The organism is Aphanothece hegewaldii CCALA 016, assembly GCF_003007785.1.
GTDB lineage: Bacteria > Cyanobacteriota > Cyanobacteriia > Cyanobacteriales > Microcystaceae > Chroococcus > Chroococcus hegewaldii.
Genome location: NZ_PXOH01000014.1, coordinates 101,068 through 119,962 on the forward strand (window position 1 = coordinate 101,068; position 18,895 = coordinate 119,962).

Here is an 18,895-nt window from a genome sequence, read left to right on the forward strand (position 1 = left end):
AAGGGTCATCACTGAAAACGCTAGGGACACTGTTATTGTTATTATTGATGTTGCCCTTCAATTTAGCACTGACTCTCACTGCTTTAGTTTGGAGTTGGGTTTGGCCATTTAGAAAGCGAGTGATAGCATCTAACCCTAAAACTGTAATGATTAGTGGTGGAAAGATGACGAAAGCCTTGCAGTTAGCGCGATCGTTTTATATGGCAGGGCATCGAGTCATATTAGTCGAAACCCATAAATATTGGCTAGTCGGTCATCGCTACTCATGGGCAGTCGATCGCTTTTATACCATTCCCGACCCCAAACAAGATACAGAAGGCTATCTACAAGGATTACTCGATATCGCTCAAAAAGAACAGGTCGATCTCTATGTACCCGTCTGTAGCCCTGTAGCCAGTTATTATGATGCTTTGGCTAAAGAATTGCTGGCTCAACAGTGTGATGTTTTCCATGAAGATGCTAAAACGGTACAACAACTAGATGATAAGTATCAGTTTGCTCAAGCTGCCACCAACTTAGGTTTAACCGTTCCCAAATCTTTTAAAATCACGCATCCTCAGCAAGTTCTCGATTTTGATTTCTCTAAGGAAACTCATCCTTATATCATCAAAAGCATTCCCTATGATTCAGTAAATCGTCTAAACCTGACTAAGCTTCCCTGTGCATCCCGTCAAGATACTGAAATGTTTGTCAATTCCTTACCCATTTCAGAAACTAAACCTTGGGTGATGCAGGAGTTTATCACAGGTCAAGAGTACTGTGTTCATAGTACAGTAAAGAATGGTGAATTACGGGTGTATTGCTGCTGTGAATCTTCCGCTTTTCAGGTGAATTACGAGGCTGTAGATATACCAGAAATCAAGCAATGGGTGACTCAATTTGTACAGGGAATGAAACTAACGGGACAAATGTCCTTTGATTTCATCCGTACCCCAACAGGTGAAGTATATGCGATCGAGTGTAACCCCCGTACCCACTCTGCGATCACATTGTTCTACAATCATCCCGACTTAGCAAAAGCCTACCTCGATCCAGAACCTTTCTCAGAACCCCTAGAACCGTTAGCCTCAGCCCGTCCTACCTATTGGACATATCATGAATTTTGGCGACTGGTGACGCATTTAAGTTCACTTCAAGAGGTTGCGTATCGTCTTGGTATTTTGTTCAAGGGCAAAGATGCTATTTTTAGTTGGAATGATCCACTACCTTTTCTGATGGTTCATGGGTGGCAAATTCCGTTACTGTTGCTTAAGAGCTTACGACAGGGTAAAGACTGGATTCGGATCGACTTTAATATTGGTAAGCTAGTTCAGATGGGGGGAGATTAAGGTTTAATTTATGGAAATAACTCCAAATCTTTTTGGGTTTGGAGACCAAACCCCTACAATCATTGTTCTTCTTTGGCTCATTCTTTCTCATTTCCGCTTACATGACCTCTACTTTACTGCGATCCAACCTTAAATCTGAAATCCGCGAATTTTTAAAACTCGCCATCCCTCTTGCCAGCGCTCAAGTTGCCCAATCAGCGATCGGATTTGCTGATACAGTGATGATGGGTCGCATGGGAGCCGATGTTTTAGGAGCAGGTGGACTAGCAGCAATGATCTTCCTCTCGATTATGACAACTGCGAGTGGCATTGTCATGGGTGTGAGTCCCCTAATTGCCGAAGCTTTTGGTTCTGAACAAAAAAATCGCATTGAACAAATTGCTCGTCAGGGAATTTGGTTAACATTATTAATTTCACTCCCTTTGATCATCATTACGGGACATCTTGACATTTGGTTAAAACACACGGGACAGTCAGATAAAACCCTACAATATGTCAACACTTACTTAGATATTATGCGGTGGGGCTTATTACCTGGTATGGGTTTTGCTGCACTGCGTGCCACTGTTTCGGCTCTTTCTCAAGCACGTCCAATTATGATCATCGTCGTAGGTGGAACGGTTTTTAATATTGTCTGGAATTATATCTTAGGGTTTGGTAAATTTGGCTTTCCACAATTAGGATTAGCTGGATTAGCAATAGCGAGTGTTTCGGCATTATGGGGAATGTTTATCGCCTTAGCACTATATGTCTTAATTAATCAAAACCTGAAAAACTATCGTATTTTCCAAAGACTTCATCAAGTTAAACCTCAAATTCTCTGGGAATTAGTTTGGGTTGGTGTCCCTATTGGCATCTTTACGGGCTTAGAAACGGGCTTTTTTATGGTGATCATGTTTTGGATGGGAACATTAGGAACTGAGGTTTTAGCAGCCCATCAAGTCGTGTTGCAGACTATTGTTATGGTGTTTATGGTACCGTTAGGAATTTCTTACGCGACTACGGTGCGAGTTGGTTTATGGTTGGGACGAAACGATCGCATCAAAATTAAACAAGCGGCATGGGTTAGTATGAGTATTAGTACACTTTTTACCCTCGGTGTATCGATCGCTTTTTTGCTATTTCCTAAACAGATTATTGGGATTTATTTAGATGTGCAGAATCCCGACAATGCTGCGATCATCGCCATTGCCTTACCACTGCTCCTGACTGCTGCGATCGCTCAAGTCCTAGACGGTCTTCAAAAGGCGGTTTATGGCGCATTACAAGGTCTTCAAGATACACAAATTCCCATGTTCATGAATATACTAGGCTATTGGGGTATTGGTCTATCGGTGGGTTATGGACTAGGTTTTGGTTTAAACTTAGGTGGTGTTGGTTTGTGGATTGGGCAATTAGTTGCTACTGTCGTGGTTGCGGTTCTCTTTATCTGGCGATTTAATCATCTAAGTCAAGAGTGAAGTAATTCTTCAAACAAAGATAAATAACGACCTGCTTGTGTTAATAAATTAAATTCCCGTTCGGCTTTTTCTCGTGCTTGTAAACTCAGTTTTTGAGAGCGTTCTGGGTTTTCGATCACCCACGCAATACCATTCGCTAAATCTTCACTACTCAAACACTCTGCACGATATCCATTCTGTTGATGATCGACCAAATCCTTTAAGCCCGTTGTATCAAAACAAACTACAGGCGTACCACAGGCTAAAGATTCAGATGCAGTTTGTCCGAAAACTTCTTCAGTCGATGGCACAATCATGACATCAGCCGATGAATAAAGTAGAGCTAGTTTACGCTCATCATCGATTTTACCTAAATAATGAATCGGGAAACCTAATTCTATAGTTTTTTCAGGTTGAGAAGCCCCAAATACTATTAACTCTATTTTATTTTGTAATGAAGAATGACTCAGTTTTTGTAATGCTGCTTGTAATAAAGCAAATCCTTTTCGATGATTATTAATGGCGTTAATTGCCCCAAATAAAACTAAATGCTTATCTTGTGGCAGGTTTAGTAAGTTTCTTGCAGTTTTTTGCTCCGTTGGATGATATAACTCAATATCTAAACCATGATGAATGACTCTAATATCTTTATCGCAAAATAGTGAACTCGATCTAGCACATTGGGCCAGCCAATGACTCGGTGTAACAATGGTAAACTTTAGATCTCTCCATGCTTTAGCTTTGCGCTGCCATGTCAAACGAGATAAATCCCAACTGCGATCGCTTTTTAAGATTGGACACTTACCACAAGATTTTGTATAGCCATCACATCCTTGAGAATAGCAACATCCGCCCGTAAATGCCCACAAATCAGCAAATGTCCAAACGATCGGTTTTTTGATTTTTGCCAGTGCTTCAATTGGTAAAAAACCATCACATATCCAGCGCAAATTAACAATATCGGGAGCAAGTTTATTAATTTGTGGATTAATAATATCTGGAAGCCATTGAATCGGAAAAAGTACCGCACCCTTTTGTCGATTTTGATAAAATTTTAGAGGTAAAGCATCCAAGTTTCGACGCGCTTTCCAGATTTTTTGAGCAAATTGATTCGGTGCGCTCACTAAAGTCGGATCATCCATCCGTTTATCTTGAACGAGCATTCTAGAATCAATTCCTAACTTAAGAAAGCCTTGATGGAGTCGATAAGCTGAACGAGAAGCACCCGCACCACCTACAGGATCATAGCTACTAACAATTAATGGTTTAATCATTATTAATTTAAAGGCGATGAGGGAATTTCAAAAAATTAGGGTTTTGTTCCCCTCTACTCGTAGGAGAGGGGCTAGGGGTGAGGTCAATTTTAGGAAAAATTTCACAATCAATTGATTCACCAGATCGAAGCGTATCAAGTGAATTAAATTCTGAAATTCCAATTTCTTCAATCGGTTGAAACGGCCAAGTTTGCGGACTTGGATCATAAACAACATCATCACCAGTCCAATTTGTGACAATAGCACGCCTTGACTTATAAGTTGTATTTCCTATTGAATGATGAATCGTCTGGAAATGATGAACTAAAGCATCACCTGGCTCCATATCCCAATATAAAATATCAGAATATGACGGCTCAGAAAACCAAGAAACATTAGAATTTTCTCGTAAATCTTTATTCCATAAATGAGAGCCTTTAATATATTCTAATCGCCCATTTTCTTGATTGACTGGATCTAAAGCCAACCAAATTTTACAACATTTCCACCCCTTAACTGGCCAATAAGGTAGATCATTGTGCCATCCCACATGACTATCGGCTTTTGCTTTTTTCACAAAAAAACCGTCACACAAAAAGTTAATTGTTTCTGATTCCATAATTTGAGCAGCAACCCTCGCTAAAGGAGATTTAAACACTAAATCACGGAAATCATTATCTTTTAGCCAAAGTCCATAATCATGAACAACATCACCTGTTTTTAGTTTTCTTCCTCTGACTCCATTACTATTTAATAAATTGCGATCAACGGCTTTTCGCATCCGTTCTACCCAATAATCATCAACAACATTTTTAAGACAGATCACACCGTCTCGCTTAAAGTTTTCTACTTCTTGACGGCTAATTTTACTGCTATTTGCTATCAACATTCTATGTTTTATCCTTTTTAAGCTTGATTAATGCTTTGAGCTAATGAAGTGACGATATGACAAATTGTCTCTTTGTTGAGCCTACTTGATTAATATGGATTTCGCATCTAACTAAAGATTAATTCAAAATATCTGACTTATGACAGTTGTATTTCTTGTTAAATAACCAATATTTTTATAAGTTTAAATAACAAAAAAGCTCAAAAAATAATTTGCTATTTCTCAATTTTTGATAGATGATATATTGAGAGAAAGTTGGCTTACTAAATAAGAAGTTTTAGTAAAAATCTAACCGCTTCTAAGAAATTTGATAGATGACAGTAAAGTTAATTATTTGAGTTAAGGAGATTTATCTATGTCAGTGCTTCGTATCCTTCATGTAGTTGGGTCTGCACAAAATGAATTTTACTGCGATCTATCCCGTCTTTATGCTCAAGACTGTCTCAGCGCAACAGCAGATCGATCGCGTTATGATTTCCATATTGCATACATCACACCCGATGGTCTATGGCGTTTTCCATCATCCCTTAATAGAGAAGATATCAATACAGCGAAACCGATGTCTTTAGCTGATGCGATACAGTTCATCACTTCAAAAAATATTGATCTAGTATTGCCACAAATGTTCTGCACTGCGGGAATGACTTATTACCGCGCATTGTTCGACTTGCTAGGTATTCCTTACATTGGTAATACTCCAGATGTAATGGCGATCGCACTCCACAAAGCTAGAGCAAAAGCGATCGTTAGTGCAGCAGGTGTTAAAATTCCTCATAGTGAATTACTTCGTCGCGGAGATGTCCCAACTATTAAACCTCCAGTTGTCGTCAAACCTGAATCTTCAGCTAATTCTTTAGGGGTTACTTTAGTGACAAATAGTGCTGACTATGAAACTGCACTAAAAAAAGCCTTTGAACATTCAAAGGAGGTCATTGTAGAAGAATTTATCGAACTAGGTCGAGAAGTCAGAGGCGGTATAATTGTCAAAGATGGCGAATTAGTCGGTTTACCCCTTGAAGAATATTTAGTTATTCCCGATGAAAACCCCATTCGCACCTATGCTGATAAACTTAAAGCTACGGACGAAGGTGAATTAAGTTTTGCGGCTAAAGATAATAAGAAATCTTGGATCGTAGATCCTAAAGACCCTGCAACGGAACGAGTTCAAGAAATAGCTAAAAAATGTCATCAAGCTTTAGGCTGTCGTCATTATAGTCTTTTTGATTTCCGCATCGATCCACATGGACAACCTTGGTTTATCGAAGCAGGGTTATATTGTTCTTTTGCCTCTAAAAGTGTCATTTCTACGATGGCAAAAGCTTCGGGAATACCTCTTAATGAGTTATTTAGTAAAATGATCGATGAAACGTTAATCTCAGTTTGAGAAACGATTAATTTGATAGATTACTAGAAGAAATTAGAGTAATCTTTTTCCTAATTCTAAAAATTCTGCTGCATGAGCAATCTGTTCTCGCGCTTGAGATTCAGTAATATTCGAGTCGATACTATAATCACCTTTATTTCGTTTATCTTGAGCATCAATGAGATATCGATGATACTCTACAGGAACTGCCCCTTTACCAGCAAATTCTCGACCAAATGCCGAAATAACGGCAGAATGCTTAGAAAACGTTAAATTTTGATTTAATAATAAAGCTTCTGCCACATAAAACATCGTGTAATAAGCTCTTGAAGCAGCAAAATCATATAAACCATTATCTGCTAATAAATTCGCGGCGGTTAAACTTTCTTCAGCTTTATTGAGTAGTGCAGCTTGTTCGGGAGTCACAGTAATATTCCTTCACGACGTACATTCATATAAAAAGGGCTATTTTCTAGTTGATATCGTGACTTAGAGGCAAAATTTCTAGAAATAAGAGTATCATATTTTAAACACAGTTCACTAATATACTGACTGGTGCGATTAATTTCAGTCCAAGCATCAACAGCATCGTTGAGAACGACTAAAATATCGATATCAGAATCGGGATCAGCGTCACCTCTTGCTTGTGAGCCATATAAAATAAGATAAGCTAATCGATCGCCGTATAATTTTTGGAAGTATTGACGGAGTTGGTCTAAAATCTCGGTTAAATTGGGATTCATCTTAATTTCTATTTTTCTAAATAATGTTTGTTTGAATAAATCTCTACTGAGAAGGATTAACAAAAAACATATAAAATGCTAATGTTTCACTAAAAATTAACAAATATTCTATTCAATGATTCCTGAAGTTATTCTAACAGTGAGAGCGCGATTAGGTGAAAGACCGTGTTGGGATGCTCAAGCTCAATGTCTCTACTGGGTTGATATCTATAATCATCGTGTGCATCAGTTCGATCCGAAAACAGAACAAGATCGCTTTTTCGATGTGGGTGAGGTGGTGACTTGTTTTGCACCTGCCTCTAATAACCGTTTAATCATTGCGCTGCGTCAGCATCTTGCTTTTTTAGATACTCAAACGGGTACAGTGACACGCTTGGTAGAGTTAGATAAACCGTCCGACATTCGATTTAATGATGGGAAATGCGATCGCTTGGGACGTTTTTGGGTGGGGACGCTGTGTATTTCTGGCCCAAACGCATCTCTTTACCGTTATGATCCTGATGGTACTCTAAATGAGATGGAAACGGGTTTAAATATTTCTAATGGACTGGGTTGGAGTCTAGATCAACAAACATTTTATCTAACAGATAGTAAGCCAAAAATTATCTATGCTTATGATTTTGATCTAAATCGGGGTAATATCGAAAACCGACGAGTATTCATCGATCTATCTGAAGAATCTTTTGGGCCTGATGGCTTAACTGTTGATAGCGAGGGCTGTATCTGGTCTGCCATGTGGGATGGATGGTGTATCATCCGTTTTGATCCAAATGGTAAAGAAATGTTACGGGTGTCTTTACCTGTGCCACGTCCGAGTAGTTGTACCTTTGGTGGGCCAGCTTTAACAACACTTTATATTACAACTGCTTCTATTGGTTTAAGTGAAAAAGAAATTCAAGATAGTATTTTTTCAGGAGATCTATTTGCTGTAGAAACTCCCGTAAAAGGTACGCATACTAACTATTTTGGAGTTGGTAAAGGTTAGCCATAATCAGATCTGCGGCTTTTTCCGCAATAGCAAATATACTAGATTGAGCGTGTCCAGTAACGACGGAGGGCATAATACTACTATCGACCACACGCACATTATCTAAACCCCTAACGATTAGTTCTGGGTTAACAACAGCCATGTCATCGATCCCCATTTTACAAGAACCGCAGATATGCCATTGAGACTGTGCTTGTTCTCTGACAAATTCGTCTAAATCTTCATCTGTTGGATATTTATCACCTGGGGTTAGTTCCCGTTCTATAAGCGATGCTAGAGGTTCTGTTTTGATTAATTGTCGTATTTTTTGGATAGCTGCTACTAAACGATCGCGATCGGCTTGTTCACCTAATAGATTAGGATGAATTAAGGGATCGGCTAATGGATCATTACTAGCTAGTTTAATCCAACCTCTAGAAACTGGCACTTGAATAGAGATATGAATTGTTAGTAATTTAACTTCTTGTTCTGATTCATCTTGTTGGCTTGTGATCATCATTAAATATTCTAAATCGCTAACGGGCATTGATAGATCAGACTTGGCGAAAAGTGCGACACGGCATAAATTACAAAGAGGTTCTTCAACGTCTGATTTTAGGATGAAATGGCTAGAAACGGTCACATGATCATGAAAATTTTGTCCAACGCCGGGTAATAAAAGTTTTAATGGTATTTGGTGTTTTTTTAATTCATCTTCTGCCCCAATTCCAGATAATAAAAGCAGTTTTGGTGATTCGATGCTACCTGCTGCTAAAATGACTTCTCGCTTAACTTCGGCTTGTATAGGCTGATTTTGGTGCATATATTCAATACCAAAAGCGCGATCGTTTTCGATCAGGATACGGGTTGCGGTGGCATGGGTAATGACTGTAAGATTAGAACGGTTCATCACAGGTTCTAGATACGCTTGAGCCGCCCCATATCTTTTATTTTCTTTAATATTAGCCGCAAACCATCCCAGACCCTCAGATCCTTCTATAAAATCAGAAGCACTGAAATTATCATAGATGGGATAGCCTAAATGCTCACAGGTTTCAAGTATATTTTTGTAAATATGATGCTTTTCAGTATTGACTTTTTGCGTTGTTAGATGTAGTGTGCCGTGATGTCCTAAAATGGGTTCGCCGCTTTCATCAAAGTTTTCTAGTTTCTGTAAATAGGGTACTATATTTTCGTAATCCCATCCGATCGCACCTTGGTTCGCCCATTCCTCAAAATTGTGGCGTAATGGACGAGTATACAACATCCCATTAAGGCTACTCGTACCCCCTAATAGTTTACCTCTGGGTTGTTTGATTTTGCGGTTATTTAATCCTAGTTGTTCTATGGTTTGATAATTCCAGTCTATCTCCGTTCCAATTAGATTACACCATTGCTGTACGTCTTCTGAATCGGGTGTGACATCTCCACCGACTTCTAATAGTAATACACTTAGATCAGATTTTTCTGACAGTCGATTGGCTAGAACACAGCCTGCTGTTCCCCCACCCACGATGATAAAATCAAATGTATTCATAGATTTAGCCTTACCTTTGTGTCACTACAAAAATAGCAAGTTGAATCAGTGGGAGATACTGTCTAGAGTTAGGTTAGATTCTATGTCTTAGGTTTTGGGTTGGAGGATATTTTTTAAATGATGCAAAATAATTTTGCAATAATCAAGTAATGGTTATAACATCAATACGCCAGAGAATAAATTCTCTGTCTTAAAACAAAAGTCGGTTGAAACCGACTAAATTCAGATATTTTAGTCCATTTCAATGAGGGGCTGTCTGCGCGACCTGCGCGCGCAGCTTGTAAGCCCCGTAGGACTTTCGCTATCAGCCGTGAAATTCCCGATCGCGGTAAGCTAAATATTAGACGTGATTATTATAAAAGCAATATTCTATTGTACTAATCTTTTGACTTTGCCCATTGCGATATAAGAACCGCCTTGTCCTGCTTCTTTGACTGCATCGACGACAAATAAAATTCCTTCTTGTCGAACACCACGAGGAAAACGGACGTTAAAATTAGGATCATAGCCATCCGAAACAACTCTAGCTCTTAATTTCTTGCCATCTTGCACACATTGTATTAAAATACCATTTCCGACACTATCGGTTGTATCTAAGTCTGCTAAGGTTAAAGTTGTTTTAACGGCTTGATATTGGGTGTTTCTTCCAGTAGATTGTGTTCTAACGGGCGCTTTTCCTAAACGTTTAATATTTCCTGATGCGCGATAAAATGAACCATTGGCAGAGGGTATAATTTCATCAACAACATAAGTAACGCCTTCTTCTCGAATACTGCGCGGAAACTGTACATTTAGATCACTATCATATCCATCAGATATTACTCGTATGCGTAATTTACCGCCAATTCTTTCGCATTTTACGAGTACGCCACTATCGGGAGTTTCTACATATTCTAAGTTATCTGCTGATCCTGATGTAATACCTCTTGAGTGTAAATCCTCCCTCGTCCGTCTTCGACTTTGATATGATTGATCTCGCATCTCTTTACGAATATCAGCGAAATATTGTCGATTTTCGATTTGTTGGGCATAATATTCGAGTTGGCTGATTTCTTCTGCAATACTAAAAAATTCTTCTAATGCTTTTTGTTTTAATGCTTCTGTCATCTGACGCAGGGTAGTCGCTGCTTTTTGATAGTCTCCTTTGTCAGCTAATGCGATCGCTTCATCTTTGACTTGTGCTATTCTAAGTTGACTGGTTTGTTCTATGACTTTACTATCGGGTTGTATTTTGTTTGCTTCGTCTTTTTCCCCAATTTGAATAGTAATAGGCAATTCTTGGCTGATATGCTCGATACTATCATTAACAACGGTATTATACTCATAGTTGAGGTTGAGTAAGGGTAATGTTCCTGTTTTCGACACCGCAGGAAGTGTAACCGTTAACGCAAGGGGTTTACTCTCGACTCCGTAAACATCCTCTAAGAAAATCTTTAATTTTTTGCCATTTTGTGTCAAACCATAGTTATTTAAACTTTCTACTTTTATTCCAGATGCGGGTTCAATATTAACGGTTAGGTTTTGTGCGACAACAGAGACTAAGCTTTCCATTTCTATTGTAAAAACATCTGCTGCATCATCTGGAGACTGGATAAAGTAAAAATTCCCTTTACCTGCATTCGACATTCCTATCAACAAATCTTCATTAAAATAAGTACCAAACCCTAATGTAGTGGTTGTTATACCTTGTCTGGCTTGATCACTTGCTGTTTTTGTGAGAGTATTTGGATCTGTAAGCCCGACATTGGCTAATCCATCAGTTAATAATAATACTCGGTTGAGTTTATTTGGTGATAAGTTTGCTTTGACATGGTTGCATCCCATTAACCATCCTCCGCTTAGGTTCGTACATCCGCCCGCACGAATTTGACCAATAAGAGATTTAATAGAAAAAGGATTGGTCACGTTTTGAGGCGATAAAATGGTTTGAACGTGATCATCATAGATTACTACTGAAAGAATATCATCGGGTGTGAGAAAATCGACTAATTTCTGTGCTGCTTTGATGGCATATTTTAGAGGTGTACCCGCCATCGAACCTGAGCGATCGAGAACTATACTTAAATTAAGAGGACGACGAGTTTTATTTTTTTCGGCTTCCGGGGCTTGAAAGTTTACGATTAAGTCTACTGTAGTAGGACTATTTACCGCAATTAACGATTGACTTAGAGTATAGGTTGCTTTCATAGGGCATAGTTCTCATCGCGTTTTGCTGTTAGTATGCCCAAAGTCGAGAGAAGATCGAACAGATTGTAACAAAAGTTAGTATATTTGTATTTATTGAATATTTGTGTGTACTTTTGCCGTAATCAAAGTAAAATTGAAATAATACATTTATTTAATGGAGATGCGCTTTTATGTCTCTTAAAAGTAAAGAAAAACGGATTGATCTTAGAGTCACCAGTGAGCAAAAAGAACTTCTTGAAAGGGCAGCCGAGCTTAAAGGCATGAGTTTAAGTGCTTATTTAGTGTCGCATGGATTGACCGTCGCACAGGCTGAACTCGAATCTTATCATAAATTAGTACTCAGCGATCGCGATCGAGATTTATTTTTAGAATTAATGGCATCTCCCCCTAAACCAAACTCTACTTTAAAAAAAGCGATGAGGAAGTTTCAAGAAGAATACGAAACAAATGAGATGGCGTATTAGTAAATTAGATAGCTGTTTCGAGCGTGACGATTTTAATTGTGGTGAGTCAAAACTCAATGAGTATCTAAAAAAGTATGCCACTCAAAACATGAAAAAAGGCTACGCGATAACTTTTGTAGCTACTTAGAGCGAAAGTCAAAAGGTAGTAGGTTATTACTCAGTTAGTGCTTCTAGTATAGAGTTTGCTAATCTGCCAGAAGATATTAAAAAAGGTCTGCCGAAATATCCTGCACCAGTGATGCTCATTGGAAAGTTGGCGGTTGATTGCTCAATGCAAGGACAGGGACTAGGAGAAACATTATTAATGCACGCTTTAAGTCGAGCTATCCAGATTTCTCAAGAAATAGCGATTTATGCGGTTCGGGTGGATACCAGCGATGAGCAAGCCAAAAAATTTTATCTCAAATACAGTTTTGTTTCTTTACAAGATGTTCCTCTGTCATTACTGTTACCTCTAAAAACTATTCAACAGAGTAGGATAGTTTAATTCAATTATCCCCAATGACATCGCGTTTTAGATAAGGTTGTAGCACTTCTGGAACTTTAACAGTACCATCATGTTGATAGTTTTCTAAAATAGCAGACATGGTACGACCAATCGCTAAACCAGAACCATTCAAAGTATGTACAAACTGGGTTCCTTTTTTTCCTTTTTCTTTAAAACGAATACCCGCCCGTCTCGCTTGGAAATCTCTAAAATTAGAACAACTCGAAATTTCTCGATAAGTATTTGAAGACGGTAGCCAGACTTCTAAATCGTAGCATTTCGCCGCACCAAAACCGATATCACCTGTACAGAGTTCAATTACCCGATAAGGTAATTTTAACGCTTGTAAAATAGCTTCGGCATTCTGCACTAAACTTTGATGTTCTGCTTCTGAAGTGTCAGGATGAACGATTTTTACGAGTTCTACTTTATTAAATTGGTGCAAACGAATTAAACCTTTAGTATCTCTCCCGTAGCTTCCTGCTTCTCTACGAAAACAAGGTGTATAAGCACAATGTTTAATCGGAAGTTGTTCTAATTCTAAGATTTCATCCCGATAAAGATTGGTGACGGGAACTTCAGCAGTCGGAATTAACCATAAATCATCATCAGCACATTTGAAACTTTCTTCGGCAAATTTGGGGAGTTGTCCAGTTCCTTGAAGCGAATTACTATTTACCAGAATTGGGGGTAAAACTTCTGTATAGCCTGCTACAGTTTGTTGATCTAACATGAAATTAATTAAAGCACGTTCTAAAGCTGCACCTAATCCAATTAAATTTACAAAACGGCTTTGCGCGACTTTTACAGCCCGTTCAAAGTCAATAATACCTAATTTTTCGCCGAGAGTCCAATGTGGGAGAATATTCGGGTTTGTTGGGATATATTCGTCACCCCAGCGTCGAACTTCGATGTTATCGGTTTCATCTTTACCGATGGGTGTGGTGTCACTAGGAATATTCGGAAGTTGCAACAGAAGGGTTTCTATTTGCGCTTTAATTTCTTTTTCTTGGGGTTCTAAGTCTGCAAGTTGGGTTTTAAGGCTATTTCCTTCGTCTTTTAGGGATAGAATTTCTGTACTATTTGGTTGAGTGCCGCTTTTAATTTTTTGTCCAACGAGTTTACCAATTTCGTTACTACGCGCTTGTAAGTGAGTTCGTTTGAGTTCTATTTCTCGTTGCTGCTGATCTAGTTCAACGATCGCGGTAAGATCATAGGCAGCATTACGACGGTTGAGGAGTTCTTGTACTTTTTCTGGATTTTCTCGAATCTGCTTAAGGTCTAACACCGATTTATCGTTCCTTGTTATTATATTCCCTTTGTTAGAATAGCCGATTTTGCTCACACTTTTGGCATTATATTTTTAGTTTACCCGAAATGAACCAAATTATCCTAACTTTTTTTGGTGGTCTTTTAATGGGGCTATCTCCTGCACCAAATTCGGTTTTTTATTTAGCATGGCTGGCTTTAATTCCACTGTGGAGCAATATCATTTTTTCTAAAAATTCTCTTAAACAAAATCTACTGTTAGGTTTAGTTTGGGGGATTGGTTTTCATGGAGTGGCGTTATTTTGGATTACGGGAATACATCCGATGACGTGGATGGGTGTTCCTTGGTTAGCCAGTCTTTTAATTGCGTTATTTTGTTGGATTTTTATTATGCTTTGGGGTGCTGTTTTAGTCGTTGTTTGGTCTTTCGGAATGACTTTTGTTAAACGATTATGTAATACTAACACTTTCAAAGACAGTTTATTTAGGATAATTTTAGGGGTTGCTTTGTGGTGTGGTTTAGAATGGCTGTGGAGTAATACCCCGCTTTGGTGGAGTTCTCTTTCTTATACCCAAAGTCCGAATAATTTATGGATTTTGCAATTAAGCAAATTATCGGGTTTTTCTGTTATAACAGCTTCAATTGTAGCGATTAATGGTTTACTGGCAGAAAGTAATTATTATCTATCGAGAAACCGTTCTCAAAGTTATTCGTTACTCAGTTTAGCTTTATCTCTTTTGGTTTTATTACACGGTTTAGGTTTTTATTTATTCCAACAACCCTTGAGTGATACACCCGATAAAGCGATAAAAGTTGGAATTATTCAAGGCAATATACCCAATGAAATTAAATTGTATCCTGAAGGATTTAGAAAAGCCATAGAAGGTTATACAACAGGATATCAAAAATTAGCGAGTCAGGGTGTTGATGTGGTTCTAACTCCCGAAACTGCTTTACCTTATTTCTGGAATGATATTGTACAAAACAGTTCTTTTTATCAATCAATACTTCAAGAAAAAATTCCCGTTTGGTTAGGGGCGTTTGGAGTACAAGGAAACAATTATACAAATAGTCTTTTTACAGTAACAGGAGATGGTGAGATTATAAGTCGTTTTGATAAAGTTAAACTTGTTCCCTTGGGGGAATATATACCATTTGAACCCATTTTCGGAAAAATAATTAATCGTTTATCGCCTTTAGATGCTCATTTAGTTTCAGGAAAAACAAATCAAATTTTTAATACACCTTTTGGACGAGCAATTGTTGGTATATGTTATGAGTCTGCATTTGCTGAACACTTTCGTAAACAAACCCAAAATGGCGGCGAATTTATCATTACTGCTGCGAATAATGCTCATTATAGTAAATCAATGCCCGCACAACATCACGCACAAGATATAATCAGAGCAATTGAGAGCGATCGCTATATTGCTAGGGCAACAAATACGGGTTATTCGGCATTTATTGAGCCACATGGGCGAACATTTTGGATTTCAGGAATCAATCAATATCAATTACATTTTGATACAATTTATCGACGCAATACAGAAACTTTATATGTTCGTTTTGGTGATTGGTTAACCAAATTATTATTGATTTCTGGAATAGTCCTTATCGTGATTAAAAAATTTATGTAGGAGCTTGGTAGCCAATCCGTAATCTAAAAGGTTTGTCGATTATATTTGATGAGAGAGGGTTTGGAGACAAAGCCCCTACATTTAATCTTTAACTCATATACAGGAAAAATGCTATATAAATTAATAAAAATTTGCTTTATGTAAAAGTTAATTTAATGTTGAAATTATAAAGATTTAATAAAGATTTGGCTTTAACCTAAAATGTGACTTTTTTGGGAACTTATACGGATGACAAAATAGAAGACTAGATAATATATTAATTACACTACAGTTTCGTAGTAATAGAGAGCAAAACAAACAACTATCACAAGTTAAAAAACTTAATCAAGTTTGTCTTGCTTACGACATTAAAGTTAACGAACTAAAAAAGGTGTAAAACAATGCCGACTTTCACAGGTAATAATTCTAATAATTCATTAACAGGAACAAATGAAGACGATATAATTCAAGGCTTAGGCGGTAGTGATACGCTTTCAGGATTAGACGGAAATGATAGTATTGATGGCGGTACTGGTAATGATACGATTAATGCAGGTTTAGGAGAGGATACAGTTGATGGAGGAGATGGCAGCGACCTACTAATTCTAGATTATTCTAGTAATACTTATACAGGAACAACGCCACCATCTGGTATTGATACCTATATTTACAGTAATGGTGCAGGTGGTTTCAACGGTTATTACTACGCTTACTATAATACTAGCTACAATTTGGATTCAGTAGACTTTTTCAACATCGAGCGCTTTTCGATTACGGGAACAGTTGCTAATGATAAAATCACCACAGGGGATGGAAATGATACGATTAATGGCGGTGATGGAGATGATACCCTTAATGGCGGTGCAGGGAACAACGTTATTAATGGAGGAAATGGAACCGATATTCTCATTGAAGCCAATTTTAGCGTAGCAACCACCAATTTAAACATTAATGATCTTGGCACAACATCGATTAATATCGCAAGTGGTCCCCGTGTCAGCAATGTTGAAAACTTCACTAACTTAACGACTGGTAGTGGCAATGATACGATTAATTTTACTCAACGTTTTAATAACAATATTATTACAGGTTTAGGAAATGACAGAATTAACGCAGGGTTAGGAAATGATACAGTTGATGGAGGAGACGGAAGCGACATATTAACTTTAGATTATTCTAGTAATACTTACACGGAAACAAACCCATTATCAGGTATAGACACCAATATTTATAGCAACGGTGCAGGAGGATTTAACGGAGCATACGGCGCATACTACGATAGTATTTACAATTATGATTCAGTCAATTTTTCTAACATCGAACGCTTTTCGATTACGGGAACATCAGCTAATGATAAAATTACGACAGGGGATGACAACGATACAATTAATGGCGGTGCAGGAAATGATACCATTAATGCTGGTTTAGGAATTAGTGTTATCGATGGAGGAAGTGGAAACGATATTCTCGTTGACGCTAATTTTAGTACAGCGACTACAGCATTAAGTATTAATGATCTAGGCACAAGCGTAATTACGTTGGGTAATGGAACCAGTGTAGCAAATATTGAATTGTTCACTAACCTGATGACAGGTAATAAGAATGACACCATTAACTTTAGCCAACGCTTCAATAACAATATCAACACGGGTATTGGGAATGACACCATTAACACAGGGAATGGAAATGATAACGTCGATGGTGGAGACGGAAGCGACTTATTAATTGTCGATTATTCTAGTAATACATATACGGGAACATTTCCGCAAGCTGGTATCGGCACTTCTATTTCTAGCAATGGTGCAGGAGGGTTCAACGGTTATTACTCCGCATACTACAATACTATTTATAACTCTGATTCAGTTAACTTTTCTAATATCGAGCGCTTCTCTATTACTGGTACACTTGCCAAGGATAATATTAGTACAGGAGATGGCAACGATACGATTAATGGTGGTGCGGGAAATGATACGATTAATGGTGGGGCTGGTATCAATGTTATCGATGGTGGAACTGGAATTGATATCCTAGTTGATGCTAACTTTGGTACGGCTAATGTTGCATTAAATATTAATGATACAGGTGCAACGGTAATAACTTTGAGCAATGGAACAAGTGTATCAAATATTGAATACTTCACCAACCTAACCACTGGTAATAAGAATGATACCATTAGCTTTACCCAAAGCTTCAATAATAATATCAATACGGGTCTTGGGAATGACACCATTAACGCAGGAAATGGAAATGATACCGTTGATGGAGGTGATGGCAATGATGTATTAATTGTCAACTATTCTAGCAATCTTTATCAGGGAACCTCACCACAAGCTGGCATTAATACTTCTATTTCTAGCAATGGTGCAGGAGGGTTCAACGGTTATTACTACGCCCACTATAATACTAGCAACTCTAATTCAGTTAATTTTTCTAATATCGAGCGCTTCTCTATTACCGGTACAGTCGCCAAGGATAATATCAGTACTGGGGATGGTAACGATACAATATCTAGTGGCGCTGGAAATGATACCATTACAGCCGGTTTAGGAATTAACATCATTGATGGTGGAACTGGAACAGATATACTGATCGATGCTAATTTTAGTGCGGCAACTACAGCATTAAGTATCAATGATACAGGCACTACCCCAATTACTCTAGCTGATGGTACAAGTATCTCAAATGTTGAATACTTCGCCAACTTAACTACAGGTAGCGCTAATGACACGATTAACTTTACCCAACGCTTTAATAATAATATCAATACGGGTCTTGGTGATGACACGATAAACTCAGGACTAGGAAGAGATACCGTTGATGGAGGAGACGGAAACGATTTACTGATTCTAGACTATTCTAGTAATACATATACGGGAAACTCTCCACAAGCTGGCATTACCACTAATATCTATAGTAATGGTGCTGGAGGATTTAACGGTTATTACTACGCTTACTATAATAATAGCTCTGACTATGATTCAGTTGACTTTTATAACATAGAGCGCTTTTCTATCACTGGTACACAAGCCAAGGATAACATAACAACTGGTGAGGGCGACGATACCATCTCTGGTAGTGGAGGAAATGATAAAATTACCGCAGCCGGAGGAAATGATATTCTTACGGGTGGTCTTGGCAATGATACACTATTGGGAGGAACGGGTAATGATCTCCTCACTGGTGGCGATGGAATTGATTCTCTCACCGGTGGTAGTGGACTAGATCAATTTATCTTTAATGCACCATCGGAAGGCATCGATATCATTACCGATTTTAAAGTTGTTGATGATACCATTGTTCTAAGCGCGTCAGGTTTTGCCGGTGGGTTAGCAATAGGTACACTTGCTGCAAA

The 18,895-nt window shown here is 38.1% G+C and carries 14 protein-coding genes and 1 pseudogene; 8 read left to right on the top strand and 7 right to left on the bottom strand.

Features of this window, described 5'->3' with window-relative positions; genetic code table 11:
- Positions 1–47 precede the first annotated feature (47 nt).
- Both C7H19_RS13905 and C7H19_RS13910 read left to right on the top strand, forming a co-directional pair.
- The gene (locus C7H19_RS13905) at positions 48–1,328 is read left to right on the top strand and encodes an ATP-grasp domain-containing protein (RefSeq protein ID WP_245927524.1); all 1,281 of its coding nucleotides are present in this window, start codon (positions 48–50) and stop codon (positions 1,326–1,328) included.
- Between the two features lie 101 nt (positions 1,329–1,429).
- Entirely contained in the window at positions 1,430–2,788 is a 1,359-nt protein-coding gene (locus C7H19_RS13910) for an MATE family efflux transporter (RefSeq protein WP_106457483.1), read from the top strand.
- Here C7H19_RS13910 and C7H19_RS13915 read toward each other — a convergent pair.
- Together C7H19_RS13915 and C7H19_RS13920 are read right to left on the bottom strand one after the other, a co-directional pair.
- Positions 2,779–4,041 (bottom strand): glycosyltransferase family 4 protein, encoded by a 1,263-nt coding sequence (locus C7H19_RS13915; RefSeq protein ID WP_342752295.1) that lies wholly within the window; start codon positions 4,039–4,041, stop codon positions 2,779–2,781. The genes C7H19_RS13910 and C7H19_RS13915 overlap by 10 nt on opposite strands.
- 7 nt (positions 4,042–4,048) lie before the next feature.
- Positions 4,049–4,909 (bottom strand): phytanoyl-CoA dioxygenase family protein, encoded by an 861-nt coding sequence (locus tag C7H19_RS13920; protein ID WP_106457484.1) that lies wholly within the window; start codon positions 4,907–4,909, stop codon positions 4,049–4,051.
- A 355-nt stretch (positions 4,910–5,264) separates the two neighbouring features.
- Here C7H19_RS13920 and C7H19_RS13925 point away from each other — a divergent pair, with 355 nt between their 5' ends.
- Positions 5,265–6,293 (top strand): D-alanine--D-alanine ligase family protein, encoded by a 1,029-nt coding sequence (locus tag C7H19_RS13925; protein WP_106457485.1) that lies wholly within the window; start codon positions 5,265–5,267, stop codon positions 6,291–6,293.
- Positions 6,294–6,326: 33 nt separating this feature from the next.
- On the opposite strand, the gene C7H19_RS13930 is transcribed toward C7H19_RS13925, so the two are convergent.
- Both C7H19_RS13930 and C7H19_RS13935 read right to left on the bottom strand, forming a co-directional pair.
- Positions 6,327–6,698 (bottom strand): HEPN domain-containing protein, encoded by a 372-nt coding sequence (locus tag C7H19_RS13930; protein WP_106457486.1) that lies wholly within the window; start codon positions 6,696–6,698, stop codon positions 6,327–6,329.
- Entirely contained in the window at positions 6,695–7,015 is a 321-nt protein-coding gene (locus tag C7H19_RS13935) for a nucleotidyltransferase domain-containing protein (protein WP_106457487.1), read from the bottom strand. The genes C7H19_RS13930 and C7H19_RS13935 overlap by 4 nt, the downstream gene beginning before the upstream one ends.
- Positions 7,016–7,130: 115 nt before the next feature.
- Between C7H19_RS13935 and C7H19_RS13940 the strand changes: the two genes are divergently transcribed.
- Complete coding sequence (locus tag C7H19_RS13940; protein WP_106457488.1) at positions 7,131–8,000, top strand: SMP-30/gluconolactonase/LRE family protein; 870 nt, start codon at positions 7,131–7,133, stop codon at positions 7,998–8,000.
- On the opposite strand, the gene C7H19_RS13945 is transcribed toward C7H19_RS13940, so the two are convergent.
- Positions 7,972–9,519: a GMC family oxidoreductase gene (locus tag C7H19_RS13945; protein ID WP_106457489.1), complete on the bottom strand. Its 1,548-nt coding sequence runs from the start codon at positions 9,517–9,519 to the stop codon at positions 7,972–7,974. The two genes, C7H19_RS13940 and C7H19_RS13945, sit on opposite strands and share 29 nt — an antisense overlap.
- 369 nt (positions 9,520–9,888) lie before the next feature.
- Positions 9,889–11,706: a VWA domain-containing protein gene (locus C7H19_RS13950; RefSeq protein WP_106457490.1), complete on the bottom strand. Its 1,818-nt coding sequence runs from the start codon at positions 11,704–11,706 to the stop codon at positions 9,889–9,891.
- A 170-nt stretch (positions 11,707–11,876) separates the two neighbouring features.
- Here C7H19_RS13950 and C7H19_RS13955 point away from each other — a divergent pair, with 170 nt between their 5' ends.
- Both C7H19_RS13955 and C7H19_RS26785 read left to right on the top strand, forming a co-directional pair.
- Positions 11,877–12,170 (top strand): type II toxin-antitoxin system TacA family antitoxin, encoded by a 294-nt coding sequence (locus C7H19_RS13955; protein WP_106457491.1) that lies wholly within the window; start codon positions 11,877–11,879, stop codon positions 12,168–12,170.
- A gap of 151 nt (positions 12,171–12,321) precedes the next feature.
- Positions 12,322–12,657: pseudogene (locus C7H19_RS26785) on the top strand (GNAT family N-acetyltransferase); the annotation flags it as partial.
- 1 nt (position 12,658) lies between these two features.
- Here the strand turns inward: C7H19_RS26785 and serS are convergent.
- Positions 12,659–13,945: a serine--tRNA ligase gene (gene serS / locus C7H19_RS13965; protein WP_106457492.1), complete on the bottom strand. Its 1,287-nt coding sequence runs from the start codon at positions 13,943–13,945 to the stop codon at positions 12,659–12,661.
- 89 nt (positions 13,946–14,034) lie between these two features.
- Here serS and lnt point away from each other — a divergent pair, with 89 nt between their 5' ends.
- Together lnt and C7H19_RS26790 are read left to right on the top strand one after the other, a co-directional pair.
- On the top strand, positions 14,035–15,564 hold the full coding sequence (gene lnt, locus C7H19_RS13970) for an apolipoprotein N-acyltransferase (RefSeq protein ID WP_106457493.1): 1,530 nt from the start codon (positions 14,035–14,037) through the stop codon (positions 15,562–15,564).
- Positions 15,565–15,944: 380 nt separating this feature from the next.
- The coding region (locus C7H19_RS26790) for a beta strand repeat-containing protein (RefSeq protein ID WP_146136518.1) at positions 15,945–18,895 on the top strand (2,951 nt) is incomplete at its 3' end.